This is a genomic window from Scytonema sp. PRP1 (assembly GCF_036697665.2).
GTDB lineage: Bacteria > Cyanobacteriota > Cyanobacteriia > Cyanobacteriales > Nostocaceae > Kalymmatonema > Kalymmatonema gypsitolerans.
Window position 1 is genome coordinate 1 of record NZ_JBAHYJ020000022.1, and the last position, 13,204, is coordinate 13,204.

The following is a 13,204-nucleotide window of genomic DNA, read 5'->3' on the forward strand; positions in this document are numbered from 1 at the left end:
CGTTATAAGAAGCACGCATGAAGAGTAGCAAGCACGCTATGTGCTTACTACAAACTAAGATTCAGAAAGCAGTTATTTTTTTGATGCTTTTAAAAGGAAAATACTGTACGGAGTGTACCTGTCACAATTGTGCCGTTGCTTTCTTCATTTCCTGCATGGTTAATCACTTGAACTGTTGGTGTGACTTGGATATTTCGGCTAAACGGGTAGTTATAAAATGCCTCGAAATTGGTCTGAGTTGAATCGCCGATTTGATTGACAACAAATGGCTGACCAACAGCAATTCCTGCTAAAGCACCGCGTGTAAACAAGTCTCGCACCCCAACCCCTGCCATCCAGTAGTTGGGTTTGATATCGCCAAAGGCGGTGTTATCAAAGTTACCATAACCGTAGCGACCAAAAATACCAAACTTTTCTGCGAGGGTCAGTTCAACATTCACGCCATAGCTATCAAAGCGGTTGCTAAACAATTCGCCACCACTATATTGCAGACGTACGGCAAATGCCCTCGAAGGGGCATATTCTAGTTCTACAGTACCTTGAAAAGTATCTCCAAAAAAGCCCCGATCGCCTGTATTCACATTAGGAGGACCACCACCAGGACCACCACCAGGACCACCACCAGGAGCAGCAGCAGCAAATTGCCTAGGATATAGTATATTTGTGAATGGTGAAAGACCCTGAATCACTCCCGGTCCCTGTTGGATAGGATTGGCTGCGTCTGTTGCGGCATACAACGCCCGCACGGAAAATGCTCCATTACCAGGTTTCCAATCAATTGCTGCCCCTGCACTTTGACCGTTAACTGGGAACAGAACAAAGTTATTTACAAAAGCGAGAGTGCTAAAGTCTCGGAAGCTGAGGTAAGCGTAACTGTTGAAGTCAACAAAATCGGTTGGGAAAAAACTTGGACCAACAGAGACCCTAAAGTCTTTAGCGAGTAGAAAGCTGTAATACAGTCTACTGATCTCTACATCACCATTTGTAGGTGGCTTGACTGAGTAGTCTAAAACACTGCCAAAATTTTGCTCGAGTAAACCAGCAGCATTGTCTTTCCCAGCATCAGGGGCTTGATCATTAAGACCACTTCCAGTGTCGAGTCGAATTTTCAGCAAGTCAGTTCCACGAAAGCTGGTGTTTAAATCGATACCTGCTCGGAACAAGATTGTGGGATTAGGTTGGCTGGTGATTGGATTACGTCTGGGGTTACCAGGGTCAACTGTGGCACCGGGGTCAATAATGCGATCGCCCGAAAACCCACCAGCATTCACAGAGATAATTGCCTGACCTTGCAGCTTGGTCGTTGTAGAAAACTGATTGGCTTCGAGTTCAGCGCTACGTGCTTCTAGCACATCTACCCGACCTCGTAAAGTTGCTAACTCAGCAGTAAACTCTTCCTGTAGCTTTTGCAAAGTTGCTAAGTCTTCTCTTCTGACCAAATCTGTTGTTGCAGTCGCTATCAGTTCATTAATGCGGTTCAAGCAAGCATTGAGTCCAGCCGCAAACTCATAACGCGTCATTGCGCGATTCCCGCGATAGGTTCCATTGGGATACCCAGCAATACAACCATAGCGTTCAACCAGTGACTGCAATGCTTGAAATGCCCAATCAGTAGGTTGGACATCACTCAGTTGATTAACATTTGTCACCTGACTTATTCCAGGCGTGCTTTTTTTTCCCTGGTTTTGACTGACGAAGTTTCCTGTACCACCTGACGTGGAAGGTATTTCACTTGGTTGGACATTACTCAGTTGATTGACATTTGTCACCTGATTCATTTCAGGTGTGTTTTTTTGAACCTGATTTTGACTAACTAAATTTGCTGCACCATTTGAAGCGGAGGGTACTTGCGCCCTTGTTGAAGATGTCCCTAAAAGTAATAAACTCAGCAGGCTGACTCCAGAAGCAATTGTATGAGCCAGAAATTTTTCGTAAACTGGGGCTTTTACAGTAAGATTTTCAGACACTTTCTTCTTCTGCATCTCGTTAATTTTGATATCAAAAATTAATTTTTTGTGTGAGGAGAAATCATAATAATTTTAAACACTTTGAAAATAAAGTGTCTAAACTTGAAAAAGTCGTTTAACGACAAACTTAATTATCTAATAAAACTAACTAAAAAAAGCAGAAAATGTCTTAAAATTACAATTCTGAGCATATTGCATGATGTTTTCAACCTCACAACCAATTATTTATAGCAATCCTATCTAATTTGTGTGAAATTGCCTGCGCGAGCGCTAAATTCCCGACTTCTTCAAGAAGTCGGGAATCTCGTTGTTCACGTAAGCGCAGAGCGTGCCGAAGGCATACGCGCAGCGTGCCCGTAGGGCTTATGATTTAGGATTCCTATATCAGCGTTAAAAAGTATCCAAGAATTTAGCAACTGTATGCACATCCTTGTCACCACGTCCAGAACAGTTGATAACAATTCTGGGGCTACCACTCAGTTGCGGACAAAGAGTTTCTAGGAAAGCAATGGCGTGGGATGTTTCCAGTGCCGGAATAATCCCTTCGAGTTGCGACAGACGCTTAAATGCCTCCAATGCCTGCTGGTCAGTTATACTGTAATATTCAGCACGTTGAACATCCTTTAAATAACTATGTTCTGGACCGACACCGGGATAATCTAATCCAGCACTGATAGAGTGTGCTTCGACAATTTGACCATCCCCATCTTGCAGAACATAACTCATTGCTCCGTGCAAAACACCGGGTCTGCCAAGTGTCAAAGTTGCCGCGTGCTTTTCAGTATCAATCCCTTCACCTGCTGCCTCAATTCCAATCAAGCGTATAGATGGTTCGTTGACAAATTCATGGAAAAGCCCAATAGCATTGGAACCTCCGCCAACACAAGCAAGCAGAATATCGGGTAGTCCGCCCCATTTTTCTTGGGACTGGGCGCGAGTTTCCTTGCCAATGATCGCTTGAAAGTCTCGCACCATCATTGGGTAGGGATGGGGTCCAGCAACGGAACCTAAAATGTAGTGAGTGGTTTCTACATTCGTTACCCAATCCCGAATTGCTTCACTTGTCGCATCCTTGAGGGTTCCGGTTCCCGCCTCTACAGGACTGACTTCTGCCCCCATCAATCGCATCCGAAACACATTCAGGGCTTGTCGTTCCATGTCATGGATGCCCATGTAAATCAGGCATTTTAAGCCAAAACGGGCGCAGACTGTCGCGGTTGCAACACCATGCTGACCTGCTCCGGTTTCCGCAATAATCCGCTGTTTGCCCATACGTTTCGCGAGTAACACCTGAGCTAAGGCGTTATTAATTTTGTGAGCGCCTGTATGGTTTAAGTCTTCCCGTTTTAAGTAAATTTGCGGTTCTGTGCCATCTGGTTTGGCATAGTGCTTGGTGAGGCGTTCCGCAAAGTAGAGGGGGGTAGCGCGTCCAACGTAGTCGCGTAAGAGTCCCTGTAGTTCGTTTTGAAAATCCGGGTCGTTGCGGTATTTCTGATACGCGGTTTCTAATTCACTGAGTGCCGGCATTAATGTTTCAGGGACATACTTACCCCCAAATTGACCAAACCGACCGAGGATATCTGGTTGTTGATGAGTCTGTGGAGTAGAAAGATTTGTATTTTGAGTGTTTGCTAACATGAAATTTCCTGAATTTGTAATATGGAGTTTGAAATTTTCAAGGCTTACGCGAATTTATAACGCTTCTCGTTTGAATCAAGTCATTCTTTATCTGTGTCCATCTGTGTCCATCTGTGGTTCTTATTTCTTGATCTATTTCATTCAACCCCACCAATCGCTATATTCAAGCGCACCAAGCAACACAGAGAAAAAGATGGCGTAAGCCCAAAATGGTTAATTTTTAATTTTTACAGTGGGGGTAATAGATACCTTCAAATCGTTACAAAAATCTCTAATAGCTCGCAGCCCGCGATATGGTGTACTTTCTCCCAAGCGTTGCACAAAGGCGCTTCCCACAATCACTGCATCTGCACCCCACTCCTTAACTTGACGAGCTTGTTCTGGAGTGGAGATGCCAAAACCAACAGCAATTGGCTTGTCAGTCACACTGCGGATTTCTTGGAGTACGTCTTTCACCCGCGTTTGCAACTCGGAGCGTACACCTGTAACACCTGTGACACTTACCAGGTAAATAAAACCACGAGATTGACGGGCGATCGCCTCAATTCGTTCTTTTGAGCTGTTAGGAGTCACTAACAATATGACTTCAATTCCTTCAGTTTCAGCACGCTGTAACAAATCATCTGCTTCTTCTAAGGGCAAATCGGGTACAACCAACCCCTTGATTCCAGAAGCTGCAACTTGCTTGAGGAACTGCTCAGCACCTAGATTTAGAATTGGGTTGTAATAAGTAAACAGGATGATAGGCGATCGCAACTTACGAGTAGCTGACTGCGCCATTTTTAAAACATCAGCTAAGCGAGTCCCTCCCTTAAGGGCGCGAGTTGCAGCCGCTTGAATCACAGGTCCATCAGCCAATGGGTCAGAATAGGGAACTCCCAGTTCAATGAAATCTGCACCACTAGCATCCAAAATTCCCAACGCTTCGGCTGTCGTTTCCAAATCAGGATCGCCAGCTGTAATAAAAGGAATTAAAGCGCATTGGTTTTGTGCGCGTAAAGATTCAAAGTGTCCGGAGATAGTACTCATCTTAATTTTCTATTGAAAGCCAACAATAAGTTAATAGGGGAAAGACAGAATCAAAAATGCAATATTCAAGATCCATGAATCCTTAATTCTTTGACAGCTTGCTCCAAATCAGCTTGCTTAACTAAAGATTCTCCAATCAATACAGCTTCAGCTCCGGCTTCGGCGACAAAAGCTAAATCAGAAGATGTATACAAACCAGACTCACTGACAACCGTAATGTCTAAACTTCTTAACTTTTCTTTACGTTCTGACAACAAGTGTTTAGTCGTTTCTAAGTCAAGGTTAAAGTCTTCCAAATTGCGGTTGTTAATGCCGACAAGTTGCACATTTGATAATGCCAGCACTCGGTCAAGTTCAGTTAAAGTATGCACTTCCACCAAGGCAGTCATGCCTAAATCATGAACAATGTGCAGGAAATCTTGCAGCGTTTCGTCGCTTAAGATAGCTGCAATCAGTAGCACTGCATCTGCACCATTGACTCGTGCTTTGTAAATTTGGTAAGGGTCTATGACAAACTCTTTGCAAAGTAGCGGCAACCCTACACTCTTTCTAATAAGTCGCAAATTTTCAAAACTGCCTTGAAAAAATTTCTCGTCAGTTAACACAGAAATACAACTTGCACCACCTCGCTCATATGCAGAAGCAATTTTCACCGGTTCAAAATCAGCACGAATAACTCCTTTACTTGGTGAGGCTTTCTTGACCTCCGCAATAATGCTGGGCTTGATGGGATTTTGGCGTAAAGCATTCAAGAAATTTCGCACAGCAGGAGCAAGGCTAATTTGAAGTTGTAAATCGGAAAACGGCAGTTGCTCTTTCATCACGGCAACTTCTTGCTGTTTGTGCCAAACAATTTCTTCGAGAATATGGCGCGGTTTGGCGGACTGTGTAGTTATTTCTGGTTGAGATTGATAATTCAGCATCTTTTTTTATAGCGGTTATGAGTTGGGCGTTGTATATTTACGGGATGAACAAGCATTTTTTGTGGCATGGACTAGACAGCCCGTCCGCTTTTGCCTCGTTCCCAGCCTGAGGCTGGGAATGCAGCCTTGGGAGCCTCTGCCTGCCTTAGGGACTTCCAAATTAAAAAATATCCAACTTTTTTTGTGGGATGGAGAGAAGTCTGAGGGTCGGTTTCCTCCGTTCGCGCAGCGTGCCGCAGGCATACGCGAGTGCGTCTGGTGGAGGAGACTCACAACTTCGGGGCTTCTAGTCCCTCCTATAAACTGGGCGGGCAGGATGCCCACCCCACTCATATTGAATAATTTATTTTTTGGAAGTCCCTTATGAGCGTTACTAGCCGCTTCAATTGCCTTTCCAGGTTCCACCTGGAAACGAGATTTTAGAAGGGTTTTGGCTTAAGTTGACACGCATGGGCGATCGTCCCCCCTTTGTAAGGGGGGCAGGGGGGATCTTATGCAACGACTGAAGAGGGGAGTTTGCTAGTGAATGCACGTACTACGTTTGTCACAATTGTTAATCCGACTCCTTCTGCCAAAGTCATGATAGATTCTGGATGGAACTGAACACCAGCAATGGGTAATGTTTGATGCTCGATGCCCATAATCACACCATCCGCAGATATGGCTGTCACTTTGAGTTCTGCAGGTAGGCTTTCTGGTAGCGCATACAATGAGTGGTATCTACCAACTTCAAACGATTGTGGTAAACCTTTAAAGGCAACAGAATCTGGAGCAACAACAGATACCTGAGATACCTTGCCATGCTGGGGATAATCCAGAACTCCCAGTTTTCCACCATGTGCCTCGACTATTGACTGTAATCCCAAACACACGCCAAATATAGGAATCTCGCGTTTTTTGCAGATGGCAATTATATCTGCAACACGGAAGTCACTGGGTTTTCCAGGACCAGGAGATAAAACAACCAAGTCGGGTTTTTCTGTATCAAAAACTGATTCTGCAAAACCATGCCGTAGTGTTGTCACTGTAGCACCGGTTTGACGGATGTAATTTGCTAAGGTGTGAACAAATGAGTCTTCATAGTCAACCAGCAAGACACGCTTGAGTGCTGCTGGATTCGCTTCTTGAACGTCAAGGTTTGACAATATTGGCAAATCTGCACTCTTATGAATTACTGTACGAAGTGTTTGGAATAAGGCACCAGCTTTAGTAAGAGTTTCTTGTGCCTCGGCTTCTGGTTCTGAGTCATAAAGAACCGTTGCACCGACTCGCACCTGTGCAACTGAGTCCTTGAGTCGGATAGTTCGTAAAATCAAACCAGTATTCAAGTTGCCTTTAAAACTTAAGCCTCCAACAGCTCCACCATACCAACGTCTGGGGCTGCGCTCATTTTGTTCGAGAAACTGCATCGCAGAACGTTTTGGTGCTCCTGTGACTGTAACTGCCCACAGATGGGTGAGGAATGCATCCAAAGCATCAGCTTCCGGTTTCAGTATACCCTCGACATGGTCTACTGTATGGATAAGATGGCTGTACATTTCAATTTGGCGACGACCAATCACTCGCACAGACCCTGGCTCACAAATCCGCGACTTATCGTTGCGGTCTACGTCGGTACACATGGTGAGTTCAGATTCATCTTTGCGCGAGTTCAGCAGCTTCTGAATTTGCGCCGCATCAGTAATGGCATCTTGTCCCCGGCGAATCGTTCCACTGATTGGGCAAGTTTCAACACGTCTACCGTCAACACGCACAAACATTTCTGGAGATGCACCAATTAAATATTCTCCACCTAAATTAAAGATAAATCCATAGGGACTGGGATTTATCTCCTTGAGAATTCGGAAAAGTTCAGTTGGGGGTTTTTCGCAGGCTTGAAAGAAGCTTTGACTAGGAACAACTTCAAATAAATCGCCACGACGGAAGTAATCGAGGGCTTTGGTAACTTGTCCCTCATATTCACCGCTTTCATGGTCAGAGGCTTGAGTGACACTGAGGCGCTGACCTCGGTAATCGATAACTTCACCTGTGCGAGGTAAATCCCTAGTGCTACCAACCTTGGTCACGAAATCATACTGCAAACGAAATGCCTGTTGTAAGTGGTAGTCAACAACTAACAATTCATCAGGCAGATATAGTACCAAATCCCTTTGGTCTGCTGCACGTTCCAGATGCTTTGGCATTTGCTCAAACTGGAAAACCAAGTCATAGCCAAATGCGCCATAAAGTCCCAGATTTTCGTCTTCCGGGCTGTAGAAGACAGATAATATCTCGCGAACCACACTGAAAACAGATGGTTGTCTGCTGCGTTCTTCTTCTGAAAATAAACGTTCTGTTGGTTTGACGGAACCGATGATTTGGTTGTTTTCTTTATTTACGGCTTGAAGGTATGGTTGGTCCAACAAACACTCTGCCAGATAATCTAGCAGTATCTTGCCTCGCTCGTTATGCGCCGTAATGCTAAAAGTGTTATCGCGGGTAACAAGTTCTAAAGGTGGATTGACAAAACCGATCGCCCATCTTTTATACCGTCCTGGATATTCATAGCTACTTGCCAGCAAGCCACCGCGTTGGGAATCCAGACGTACTAAAACCTCCTCAATGGCAGAATTTATAGAAGTATTAGTTACAGATCGCGATACAAATATTCCACCTTGAGTTGTGTAAGAGTGAGTATCAAATGGCATCAATATTACCTCTGAAAGCTAATTTAAAAAATCATTACCAGGATAGGTTACCTACTTGGTGGCATTCTCTGCAAGACACTGGTTAAAATCTGACGTTGACCATCATTTTTTTGAGTGACTGTGGGTTGACAACAACTACTCATAAATAGGTGCAATTAAATCTGACTTATGCAGTTATAAGAAATAAGTGATTCTGGAGCATTTCGCATCAAATTATGTATTGCGTCTATTTTCATTGCCGACATCCACAAAAAAATGATAGAGTCTCAGGAAATTTGTCAAGTAGTTTGTACAAAGGTTTATGAGAATGTAACACCAGTGTCAATTTTGGATTTATAGCAACAGCCAAGGTGGTTAGGACATCAACAAATGATAAAACCTAGACACAGAAAGACTTTTCACCCAGTCCCCAGTCCCCAGTCCCTAGTCCCCTGCTATAGATAGGAAAATCCCAGCGAATAGACCGTCTATTTGGATTCATTTATAGTCAAACTGGAAAAATAATACGCCCACATGATTGCTTTAATGCAATAATTTCAGGATGATTAAAGAATCATGGGTAAGCAAATCAATCAATGAATTGGTATCAACGTGAAATTACCTACCCTGAATAAACCACACACAATCTTTGCAATTTAAACACCGATACTTGCAGGGACTTTAGCAGCAAATGATGTCGCATTTGTGAAAGCTGATTTGGTTCCACGCCCGAAGAATTGAGCAAGAAGAGCAATTTCTTGCATCAGTTCGACAAAATCGCCAGGTGTCAGAGACTGAGGACCATCTGAAAGTGCTTTGGCGGGGTTGGGGTGAACCTCAATCATCAACGAATCTGTACCAGCGGCGATCGCTGCCTTTGCCATTGTGGGTACATACTGAGAGTAGCCAGTGGCATGACTTGGGTCAATCATAATTGGCAAATGGGTCAGGGTACGCAATACAGGGATCACAGATAAATCTAGAGTATTTCTGGTGTACTGCTTGTCAAAAGAGCGAATTCCGCGTTCGCACAAAATCACATTTGGATTGCCTGCAGCCAGAATATATTCCGCAGCCATCAACCATTCTTCAATTGTTGCAGACAGCCCGCGCTTGAGCAGAATTGGTTTGCCAGCAGCGCCTGCTTTCTTAAGCAAGGAGAAATTCTGCATATTGCGCGCACCAATTTGTACCACATCTGCAACGGCTGCAACTTTCTCAACATCAGCAGTATCCATAACTTCTGTGATAATTCCTAGCCCTGTGGCTTCACGCGCTAGTGCTAACAGTGCTAAAGCACTTTCGCCATGTCCTTGGAAAGCATAAGGTGAAGAACGAGGTTTGTAAGCACCGCCTCGGATGAATTGTGCGCCTGTAGCTTTGACGACTTGTGCTGTGGCGACAATCATTTCTTCATTTTCCACTGAACAAGGTCAAGCCACGACTACTAAAGGATGATTTTGACCAAACGTTACCACACCGTTAGGAGTTGGGACAGCGACTTCACTTGGTTCGCCATAGCGATATTCTAACGAAGCGCGCTTAAATGGTTGTTTGACTCGTACGACTTGTTCAATGAATGGGCTGATTTGTTGAATGTGTTCTGGAGCGATCGCAGTTGTCTCACCCACTAAGCCTATGACAACTTTGTCTTTGCCGACGACTTTTTCAGCTGTGACAGGGTAGCGATCCAATTCTTGAATGATGCGTTGAACTTCAGATGCGGGTGTTTGAGATTTGATGACGACAATCATTTTGTTTACCTCGTAAAATAGTTTTGGTTTCTTGTTTGTATCTTTGTCCGCCGTGAGTTATTTGGCGTTTTCAACTCGTTTTTTGTGTTCTGATTTTTTATAGGGATCAGGGTTGAAAACTTATGCTCGTCCCTTTGCTTTTTTGGAGAAAAATTTTGAAAGTTTACAGGTAAGAAGGCTGAAAGCCTCGCCGCGCCACGGACAGTGCGCAAATATAGCAGGGGACTAGGGACGCTTGGACTGGGTGAAAAGTCTTTTTGTGTCTAGGTTTTATCATCTGTTGATGTCCTAACCACCTTGGCTGTTGCCATAACACAGCAGACTTTAGTCTGCAAGAAAAGACAGTCGCGAAAAAAGTCAGGAGTCAGAATGACTCCTGACTCCTGAATTCTTCCTTACTACAAAGAAGTTTTATTATGGGCAATTAAGCGAACATGATATTAGCCTGTTTGAAGCGATCGCCCCCGAAGCGATCGCTTGACTATCGGCGCTTAGTCTCTGTATATATACGTTGAATTAGTGAAAGTTAATGCAAGTTGGACGAACCATGAGGATCGGCAGATTTGTGTGAGTGAATTGGCGAAAAGTGACGGGCTTTGAGGATTGCTGCTATCAAACATGCGTAAGCTAGACAGCCTATCAAAGCTAAGAGTAAATTACCGATGAGAAAATCTAGCTTTTGTTCCTTTTGCAACTCAGAGACTACAGCCCCAAGGGTATGTAGAACTGCTGAAGTCAGATAGCCGATTCCTGCAAGCTGCCAAGCCTTGGAAGGTTTCATTGCACTCAATCCAAGAAAGTAGCCGAAGTAACCACTGTATGCCACCTGTCCAGAAATATCTCCTAAAATTAGGGGAATTAAAAGTGTTAATCCGGCAAAATTACCTTTGCTTTGGGTGACTTCATTCACTGACATCAAACTCTCTACGAGTGCAAATCCAGTGGCAGATGCCGTCGCTAAAAGGATTCCATCAATAGGTTCCCATACCCCAATCAGTTCGCGCTTAGGTGATGAGAGTAGTCTGCCTAGCAAGTAAACTAATAGCACCGGCAGTACTTTGAAAAGTTCTTCTAATAACCCTGCTTTGAAAAATTCCTTAGAAATTATCGTAAAAATGTTCTCATGTTCTTTCAACAAACTTACTGGTAAAAGGTCAGAAAAAATATGTGTAAATTCATGAAAGCCATTCAAAAGCGGCAGACTAGTAGCCAGACCTACGCTAACTAGCAACCACCAGGGCTTATGCTTATGGCAGAGTTTGTGGATAACGTAGTGACTCGCAACAGCTAGATAAGCTGCTAAGATGTACAGGAAGTAATTAGTATCTCGAGTAGCTAACATTGCTACTACGAATATTACGGTAATAATACCCGGAATCAGCAAACCGCTTTGGTGTAAATCCAGTTTTCTCGAGACGACAGGAAAGAGATCTGTCAGGCTAATAAAGCTAGCTGCTTGGCACTCCAAGATGAATTCTGGACCATTACCACCAATTTTGATGCGGTCATTCACTTCCAAAGTTTGACAACCCTGTAAGCGCTGATTATTGACATAAGTGCCATTACGGCTCCCCAAATCGCATATCTCCCAAACAGGCATACCGCTTGGAGATTGAGACGAGAGGGCGGAAATTTTCACATGCTCACGTGAAACGTCCGGGTATTGCGTGGAATCTAAAACAATGTCACAACGATTATAATCACGTCCAATGACTATTGGTTTCTCAGGGAAAATTGGGTACTGAATCTGTTCAGAGTCACTTGCTGCACTAGGATTAATTTGTGTTAAGAAACTCTTGTAACGGTGTTGTCCTGTCATCAAATGATTCCTCTAGTTGTGTCTTTCATCAAGAAAAATGCTATGATGATACGACAATTATAATTTGTAAAGTTTTATAAAAAAATAGTGCCATTATACATAGCTTTTAACTCGTGCTTTTCTGATGGCTAATTTTGACTTTAAGCATAAGTTAGCACGGCAATCTTGAATGTAACACTGGGCTCTTCCGTGATGATTTTCCAAGCTGATGTAGAATATATCTGCGCGTTAAGCAGAGGGTTTTTGATTGTTAGGAAGCTTCTGGCGCATTGGTTGGGGCAAAAGGGCTGCTCCCTTTGTGAAGTATAAAAGAACTGCCCTAACTAGGTCGGCGTGAATATTTATCGTTGAGACAAGGCAGAGGGCAGTGGTTCGACAGGCTCACCAACCGGGCAGAAGGGAACAGGGTTTCAGCTAACTTTACTTTCTGTTACATACTTCTGTTTATTTGCGCCTTTCTACTTAGATGGCGATCGCTAAATCTCTATGAGCAAAAAGCATTGATTCATCCCATACTGCACTTGTTCAAGGCATATTCAATCTTCATGCGCCAATACCGTGAATTTCATATCAGGATGATTAAATCAGTCCTGAGTCCTGAGTCCTGAGTCCTGACGGCGGGCGCTTTGGGGGATGCGCGAAGTGCCACCAACGCCTATGCCGTAGGCACGTCTCTTGACGAACGGTGCACTTGGTGGGGGACGCGCGACCACTCGTATTTAACTGATAACTGCGTAGGTAGCTGTTCACTGTTAAGTTGGTATCTTTTTGCGCCGTGAGTTAAATGGCTGTTTGAACTCGTTTTTTCGATTCTGAATTTTTATAGGGACAGGGTTGAAGACTTATGCGCGTCCCGATGCTTTTTGGGAGAAAAAAATTTCTACTTTCTAGTTTTTCAGGAGAATTTAGAGCAGTGTACTGCTGATTATGCTTGTAAAAAGCAGTCATTATCAGCAAAAAAATTACGTTACTATATAAAAAATGTCTTAATATACCAATCCGGTTTGATTTTTGAAAAATTTAAGTATCTGTAAGGTGGGCAATGCCCACTATATCTGGGTTATATTTGGGTTTTGATGAGCATTGCCCACCCTACGTCTATTTCAAAAATCAAATAGGAATCCTATATACTGGTTCTCATTTGAATCACACACATCACCACGAATAATGTAGAGACGTTATATGTAACGTCTCTACAGTTGTGTATTGCATGCAACACCATAAGCCCTACATAACTCGTCTTTGCACTTCTGAGTAGAAGTTACGCAAAAGACGAGCGCTTTCCATCCTTAAAGCATTTCAGTAGATAAAAATCATTGCCAAGAGCGATCGCCCTTGGTTGAGCTAATCGTTCAGTTTGTAACGAATTTACTACTATCGTGATATTTTTTATAAAAGCTATGTAGAA

At 43.6% G+C, this 13,204-nt stretch carries 6 protein-coding genes and 1 pseudogene; all 7 read right to left on the reverse strand.

The window, feature by feature from the left end; all coding sequences use genetic code 11:
- Positions 1-89 precede the first annotated feature (89 nt).
- Entirely contained in the window at positions 90-1,778 is a 1,689-nt protein-coding gene (locus V5G28_RS03980) for an iron uptake porin (protein WP_442994214.1), read from the reverse strand.
- A 579-nt stretch (positions 1,779-2,357) separates the two neighbouring features.
- Entirely contained in the window at positions 2,358-3,605 is a 1,248-nt protein-coding gene (gene trpB / locus V5G28_RS03985) for a tryptophan synthase subunit beta (RefSeq protein WP_332997134.1), read from the reverse strand.
- 213 nt (positions 3,606-3,818) lie between these two features.
- Positions 3,819-4,634: a tryptophan synthase subunit alpha gene (gene trpA, locus V5G28_RS03990; RefSeq protein WP_332997136.1), complete on the reverse strand. Its 816-nt coding sequence runs from the start codon at positions 4,632-4,634 to the stop codon at positions 3,819-3,821.
- Between the two features lie 65 nt (positions 4,635-4,699).
- Positions 4,700-5,557 carry an indole-3-glycerol phosphate synthase TrpC gene (gene trpC, locus V5G28_RS03995; RefSeq protein ID WP_332997138.1) on the reverse strand — a complete coding sequence of 286 codons (858 nt, stop codon included), beginning with the start codon at positions 5,555-5,557 and terminating at the stop codon, positions 4,700-4,702.
- Positions 5,558-6,048: 491 nt separating this feature from the next.
- Entirely contained in the window at positions 6,049-8,244 is a 2,196-nt protein-coding gene (locus V5G28_RS04000; RefSeq protein ID WP_332997140.1) for an anthranilate synthase, read from the reverse strand.
- 635 nt (positions 8,245-8,879) lie between these two features.
- A pseudogene (gene aroF, locus V5G28_RS04005) lies at positions 8,880-9,977 on the reverse strand (3-deoxy-7-phosphoheptulonate synthase).
- A gap of 526 nt (positions 9,978-10,503) precedes the next feature.
- Positions 10,504-11,796 carry a PrsW family glutamic-type intramembrane protease gene (locus V5G28_RS04010; RefSeq protein WP_096563797.1) on the reverse strand — a complete coding sequence of 431 codons (1,293 nt, stop codon included), beginning with the start codon at positions 11,794-11,796 and terminating at the stop codon, positions 10,504-10,506.
- Between the last annotated feature and the right edge of the window lie 1,408 nt (positions 11,797-13,204).

Bases quoted from the DNA above. Each gene is read 5' to 3' on its own strand.
- trpC (WP_332997138.1), bottom strand. From the start codon at position 5,557: ATGCTGAATTATCAATCTCAACCAGAAATAACTACACAGTCCGCCAAA.
- trpB (WP_332997134.1), bottom strand. From the start codon at position 3,605: ATGTTAGCAAACACTCAAAATACAAATCTTTCTACTCCACAGACTCAT.
- V5G28_RS04000 (WP_332997140.1), bottom strand. From the start codon at position 8,244: ATGCCATTTGATACTCACTCTTACACAACTCAAGGTGGAATATTTGTA.
- V5G28_RS04010 (WP_096563797.1), bottom strand. From the start codon at position 11,796: ATGACAGGACAACACCGTTACAAGAGTTTCTTAACACAAATTAATCCT.
- trpA (WP_332997136.1), bottom strand. From the start codon at position 4,634: ATGAGTACTATCTCCGGACACTTTGAATCTTTACGCGCACAAAACCAA.
- V5G28_RS03980 (WP_442994214.1), bottom strand. From the start codon at position 1,778: ATGAATCAGGTGACAAATGTCAATCAACTGAGTAATGTCCAACCAAGT.